The sequence below is a fragment of the Methanospirillum sp. genome (genome assembly GCF_035406105.1).
In the GTDB taxonomy this organism is placed as follows: Archaea; Halobacteriota; Methanomicrobia; order Methanomicrobiales; family Methanospirillaceae; genus Methanospirillum.
Genome location: NZ_DAONKG010000156.1, coordinates 1 through 5,930, shown reverse-complemented (window position 1 = coordinate 5,930; position 5,930 = coordinate 1). Strand labels below are relative to the sequence as shown.

Genomic DNA, 5,930 nt, shown 5'->3' with positions numbered 1-5,930 from the left:
GTGCACCATGCCGATGGAGAGTACTGATAATGGCATCCAGGTGATCACTATCGGTACCGGTAATGAGAATTCTGGCATAGCTCGTATCTGTTTTTCTTTTTCCTACAGTAAACTCAAGAATCTCAAAATCTCCACCCATATCAAGGATGGAGTCCAGTACATGTTCCATGATCCCCGAGTCAATAATGTGCCCGTCGAGTTCGACCTCCCGGGATTCAATCATACCTACAACGTTTGATGCCGGTTCTATATGAGCGTTGGTTAAACCTTCTTTGTATTTTTTGAAAGCACCTGTTCTGCTGCATTCAGGTCCTCCCGGGTGTTAATATTCAGGGTAAGGAGAGGATCTTCGATCATGATTTGAATCTCTTTCTGTTCTTCTTCGATCATACTTCCCGTAAGAATATTCATTCCGACAGGTATTCCCGGAAGAGTACCGGATCCAGGTTTCTCACAGGGAACCCAGACTGAACATGCCGGACATTCGGCATTTGCATATATCTTTAACACTGTTTTGATATGATCCACAGTAATGCCAGGGAGATCTGCACAAATCGTCAGAAAGGGCCCTGTAATATCCAGTTCACGGACTGCCTGGCCGATATCCTCAACATATCCGTTTCCATCAGTACAAACCCAGAGGATATCATGTATCCTGCAGTAATTCAGGGTATATGGTGTCAGTGGAGAGACGATTACTACCGGTTCAAGATCAGCTCCTTGTACCGCGTCAAGGACATAAGATATAAGTGGTTTATCATGAACACGGGCCAGTGCTTTTTCACCCATGCCAAGGCGTGATGCTCTGCCACCAGCCATTATGAGCGCAAACATGCTATAACCTTCAAAAGAGCCTCAAGAAAGATATCGTTCTCCTCAATTGTCCGGACAGCGATTCGAATACAGGTAGGAAGTCCGAATGAACTACAGTCCCGAACTAATATCCCGAATTTACAGAAAAGTTCTGTAATATACGCAGATGATCTGCCGGTCTCAATAAGTATATAATTAGCATGTGCTTTTGAACACGACCATCCGCAGGTTTCAATAGTATTCATAAGTCTGATTCTTTCCTTTTGAATCATTTTACGGGAGTATTCCAGATCATCGTACTTTGAAAAGGCTGATAGTGCAACACTTTCAGCCAAAGCATTCACCGTCCATGGAGGGCGCATAACTTCCATGGCAGCAATCAGATCCGGATCCCCAATTCCATACCCGAATCTGATACCTGGAATGGCAAAACTCTTCGTTAATGATCGGAGAATGAACAGACCCTCTTTATATATGTCTGAAAGGGATTGTGACGGATCAGAGAGATCAATGAACGCTTCATCAACACAGAGAATATGATCCGGGTTAAATTCAGATAATCTGCTCAATATTTTTTCTTTTGAGAGCAGAACACCTGATGGATTGTCAGGATTACAGATAAATGAGAGGTTTGAGTTTAATTCATCTGCACTTCTTTTGGCACCGGTAAGTCGTGCAGACAGTTCATACTCGGCAAATGTATGATTCGGGACATAATATGTCATATCCCGGTCTAGAACCGTGTGACATAATGTCCTGATAACTTCCACCGATCCATTCCCGACGGTGATATGTTCCGGTTTACATCCATGATGACGGGCAATGGTCTTCTTTAATAAACTATACTCATCATCAGGGTACCTGCTCAATGCGTCAGATGGAATGGAACAATCCAGTACTGGTGGATACGGGTTGATATTTGCACTAAAATCAAGAAGTTCTCTTTCCGTTCCTGTAATATATTTCCCTCTGCCCCCATGAACAGCACGATGTTCAGATTTATATCTCATCTGACAACTCTTTCCTATTCATGAACACCTGATTGTTTACAACTATCTATTTTCACCTCGGAGAAATCGAAAGATTTATCTATTTATGAATGGTATTCTCTTTATCTCGTTGTGTCTGACTTTTGTCACCTCTGTGTCAGACGAGTGGCAGACATATGTCCGACAAATGTCAGATCATGAGGCTGAGTATGAAGCGAATCACCATCCGGTTGCCTGAACAGCAAATTTCGACGCTGGAGAAGATGGTTGAGGCGGGTGAATTTCCCACCGTCTCCGAGGCTATCAGGGATGCTGTACGTATGCTCATCGAAAAGCGGGCAACCAGAGTGCTCGCTGACAGTGATCAACTGTCATTTTAGACGTGAGGGGGATAAAAGTATGCAGAGTATCATCAATGCCGCAGTCATCAACGCGGAACGTGAAAAAGAACTCAAGAATATATCGCAGAATTTTGATGATGATATCGACGGACAACCACGTATCGTCATCATCGGATGCGGTGGGGCTGGAAACAATACCATTAACCGACTTCATCACATGGGTGTTTCCGGAGCAGAGACGATAGCCATCAATACCGACAAGCAGCACCTGGACATGATTCAGGCAGACAAGAGGATTCTTATTGGAAAAAGTCTGACAAAGGGTCTTGGAGCAGGAGGGTATCCGGAAATCGGCCGCAAAGCAGCAGAGATGGCTCGTCCAACATTAGAGAGTCTTCTTGAGTCTGTTGATCTCTGTTTTATTACTGCAGGCATGGGTGGGGGTACCGGAACCGGATCTGCACCGGCAGTCGCGCAGATCGCAAAGGAGCAGGGGGCTATTGTAGTCGGTATGGTTTCCTATCCATTTGATGTTGAGAAAGCCAGACTTATCAGAGCTGAGGATGGTCTTGAGGCCATGTCAAAAGCATGCGACTCAGTCATTCTTCTTGACAACAACCGGCTCAAGAGTTTTGTTCCAAACCTTCCGCTCGCACAATCATTCTCAGTTATGGACCAGTTGATTGGTGAAACCGTAAAAGGCATCACTGAAACCATCACTGAACCATCACTCATTAACATAGATTATGCTGATGTCCGGGCAATCATGAGTAAAGGTGGAGTCGCTACTATGCTCGTCGGAGAGTCCAAACAACAGAATAAAGCAGAATCTGTTGTTCGTGAATGTCTCTCAAACCCGATGCTTGACATTGATTATCGTGGTGCAACCGGGGCATTGATCCACATCACCGGCGGTAGTGATCTGACGCTCATAGAATCTGAAGAGATCGCTTCCTCTTTGACATATGAGCTTGATCCACACGCAGATGTGATCTGGGGAGCCCGTATCCGCTCAGATATGGAAGGAAAGGTTCGTGTCCTTGCTATCATGACCGGTGTGAAAAATGGTGACACCATCGCCAAGCCAAAACAACCCTACCGGGAAAAACTTGACAGAATTGAAGAACAGATCCGGTATCCGAAATCTCCTGACCTTGCGCGAATAAAACCCCGTTCAGTCACCGCTGCAATGGATTATGCCAGCGGCCCTGACATTATGTGGATGTAACCGAAAGCCAGAACACAACTGCCATAGACCTCAATATTGTTCTCTTTTTTCGGGTTTATTCACCGAAATTTATTTTAAGATTCTCTTGGTACCAGGGTGATCGCCCCTGCTTTCAGGATACTCAAAAAGCGTTTTTCATTCTCCTGAAAGATCACATGAGACATTAATTATAAAAATGATGTTGTCTTCTTAATAGTAGAAGGTCACACAGGATCCCTTCGCGATTTCATGAACGATGGGTCTCTTGTTACGGAGCCTTTTGGTATTGGGAGTCGAACATACGTGGATCGTGTAGCGAACAAGAACTGTAGTCGAACAGATGAATGTTATTCCACCTGTTTCGGGTGGCGGGCATCCCTGAAAAGACGCCTGAACCGTTATCTATCTCTGATTCTGCCCGTTTTCACACGTCCTTTTGTACATACTACGTATTGCTCTTACGTATGTCCCATCTCTCGCACCGGTAGGGGATACCAGACGTGCCTTTTAATGCGAGGATTGGTAAAAGATGTTGAATGAACTGATTGATAAAAGAAAAGTTACGATCTCGGGATCTGAAGAACACAAGAATAAAAGGAATGAGTATAATGCTCTTGCCAGTCAGTATGCACGGGAGCGGAATACTCTAAACAACCAGACCCGAGAGTTCGTTGAAGAAGCACAAAAGCACAAGGAACTACGTGATCAGTTCAATAAGGAAGTTCAGGAATTAAAGGATAAGAGAAACGAGCTGAATGAACAGGCAAATGTCCTTTTTGGAGAGATTGATGCTTTCAAGAAGGAACATGGCGGTATAAAAAGCCGGAGTATCAAGGAACTTCACAAACAGATTGAACACCTTGAGTTCAGACAACAGACTGAAGTATTCACAACGGAAAAAGAACGTGAACTCATTGAAAAGATCAAGGCCTTAAAGGAACAGCTTCGCGAGCAGGAAGCTGAAATTGAACAGAACAAAGAGATAAGAGAGAAGATAACGCTCGCAAAGGATCTTCGCAGGCAGGCCTCCGAGATCCATGACCATGTAACTCAGCTTGCGGAAGATGCTCAAAAACACCATGATCTCATGGTGGAATGCTACCGCAAGGCCGATGCCTCACGGGAAAAGGCTGATGAAGCACATAAAAAATTTGTAGAAGCTCAGGAAGCTGCGGACAACGAACACAAACTCTTCATCGCCTGTCAGAAGGAACTCCGCGATTATGATAAGGTAATTGGCGGTCTTCGTAAGAAAAATAAAAAAGTCAAGACCACAAAAGAACAGAAGGAAGTCAGAAAAGAGGCAGAGCAGATCTTCTCACAGTTTAAGGCCGGAGAAAAACTCACCACCGAAGACCTGCTTCTTCTTCAGCGTTCAAGACTTTTATAATCTATTTTTTCTTTTTTTCAAAGAAGTCATTTATAGGGAAGCAACCAATATCATTGTAATGGGTTTCATCAGGACATTAGTCCTCAATATCGACCGCGATGATGATATTGGATTTAAAGCCTCTATTGACAGTCCGCTTATTGGTAGATTAGCCTGTCTTGATGCTGCCGTACGCCTGGCCCTTGCTGATCCAGAAGATTCAGATGTGAATGCCATTTTTCAGGCAGTTTCAACATATGATAAACTGATTGCTGATGGCGAAGAGGCAGAAGTTGCAGTAATCGGGGGGAACCACTTCAGGTTCATTGAGGGAGATCGGAAAATTGCACGGTTGCTGGATGAAGTAGTGACACAGACCGGCTGTAACCAGTGTATTCTTGTAACCGATGGAGGCGAAGATGAATATATTCTCCCGATTATTCAGGGAAAAATCACTGTCAGCTCTATTCAGCGTGTTATCGTATCCCAGATGCCCAACCTTGAGGGGACCTATTATATCCTGAAAAAACTGATCAGTGATCCAAAAATATCAAAAATAGTCCTTGTTCTTCCCGGTCTTACGCTCATGCTCTATGCAATCAGCTATGCGGTGAACAGACCTGAAATCGCTACCATGGTGATCGCTGGTTGTGTTGGAGGATATCTGTTATACAAGGGCTTTTCACTTGATGAAGTCGTCAGAAGTGAACTGATAGACCTGAAATCAACCCTTTACCGGGGAAGATTCTCCTTTGTAACATATATAGGTGGGTTAATATTTGCTATCATCGGAGTTATGGAAGGGACATCGGCCCTTACCAGCTACTGGGACGGGAGTGGAATATTTCCCATGGCGATCATCTTCCTCTGGGGAGCTGTTGCATGGTTTACCCTTGCGGCAATAACCACATCACTTGGATCGATTATTGACAGCTTCCTCTATGAACGGGAAAGTCTCTCACGCGCAGTGATTTTTTCATACTTTATCAGCGCAATTGGTGTTCTTGCCTTTGGCGGAATGAGTTATACCCTGTCGAACCTGAATCTCTCCCAATTTCCGATAACGCAGGATCTTGGTATCACCTATATCATTCAGGGTGCAATTGGTGGTCTGGTCTGTGCATTTGTCGGTATCATCCTGCAGCACTCTATTTCAGTTTGGGCACAAAAGAAGGAAGAGTCAATTACCTTTCTTTGATTATTATTCCCTG

Annotated in this window: 6 protein-coding genes and 1 pseudogene; 4 read left to right on the top strand and 3 right to left on the bottom strand. The window is 44.3% G+C overall.

Annotated features, from left to right (window positions below; all coding sequences use genetic code 11):
* The 3 genes and pseudogenes from PLA23_RS09620 to PLA23_RS09610 all read right to left on the bottom strand — a co-directional run.
* Nucleotides 1–223 (bottom strand): annotated as a pseudogene (locus PLA23_RS09620) (TIGR00300 family protein); the annotation flags it as partial.
* A 38-nt stretch (nt 224–261) separates the two neighbouring features.
* Complete coding sequence (locus PLA23_RS09615; RefSeq protein WP_324328167.1) at nt 262–834, bottom strand: NTP transferase domain-containing protein; 573 nt, start codon at nt 832–834, stop codon at nt 262–264.
* Complete coding sequence (locus tag PLA23_RS09610) at nt 819–1,823, bottom strand: pyridoxal phosphate-dependent aminotransferase (RefSeq protein ID WP_324328169.1); 1,005 nt, start codon at nt 1,821–1,823, stop codon at nt 819–821. Before PLA23_RS09610 ends, PLA23_RS09615 begins: the two co-directional genes overlap by 16 nt.
* Before the next feature lie 188 nt (nt 1,824–2,011).
* On the opposite strand from PLA23_RS09610, the gene PLA23_RS09605 reads away from it, so the two are divergent.
* From PLA23_RS09605 to PLA23_RS09590, 4 genes are all read left to right on the top strand, one after another.
* Complete coding sequence (locus PLA23_RS09605) at nt 2,012–2,182, top strand: ribbon-helix-helix domain-containing protein (RefSeq protein WP_324328170.1); 171 nt, start codon at nt 2,012–2,014, stop codon at nt 2,180–2,182.
* A gap of 19 nt (nt 2,183–2,201) precedes the next feature.
* Entirely contained in the window at nt 2,202–3,371 is a 1,170-nt protein-coding gene (ftsZ, locus tag PLA23_RS09600; protein ID WP_324328173.1) for a cell division protein FtsZ, read from the top strand.
* 508 nt (nt 3,372–3,879) lie between these two features.
* Entirely contained in the window at nt 3,880–4,740 is an 861-nt protein-coding gene (locus PLA23_RS09595) for a coiled-coil protein (protein ID WP_324328175.1), read from the top strand.
* Between the two features lie 58 nt (nt 4,741–4,798).
* Complete coding sequence (locus PLA23_RS09590) at nt 4,799–5,917, top strand: DUF373 family protein (protein WP_324475019.1); 1,119 nt, start codon at nt 4,799–4,801, stop codon at nt 5,915–5,917.
* The last annotated feature ends 13 nt before the right edge of the window (nt 5,918–5,930 follow it).